General features: G+C 46.6%; 1 pseudogene. It reads left to right on the top strand.

The window, feature by feature from the left end:
- Positions 1 to 341: pseudogene (locus BHE89_RS22970) on the top strand (RNA-guided endonuclease TnpB family protein); the annotation flags it as partial.

Genomic DNA, 341 nt, shown 5'->3' with positions numbered 1-341 from the left:
AAGTAAGCATGGCAGACAATCTAGCTATCATTGTGTCGGGATCAAAGTCATTGATGGCGCGATAAAAATCCCGAAAATCGCACCGATTGAAGCGCGTTTACATCGTGAAATTACGGGGGCGCTGAAAAAGTATCACACTGAGTCGCAGCGCAACCGGAAAATACTATGCGTCACTACTCTGTGATGACGGGGTAGAAGCACCGGCAAAGCCAACATTGATATCAAATATCACGGGACTTGATGTGGGGCTGAGTCATTACGCCATCAAATCAGACGGCAATAAGATTGCTAATCCGCGCCACCTTATCAATGCCAGCCGTAACCTACGTCGAAAACAAAAA

It is taken from the genome of Shigella sp. FC1967, from assembly GCF_001743005.1.
GTDB lineage: Bacteria > Pseudomonadota > Gammaproteobacteria > Enterobacterales > Enterobacteriaceae > Proteus.
The sequence above is the reverse complement of the archived record's forward strand: the minus strand, read 5'-3'. Positions and strand labels throughout refer to the sequence as shown.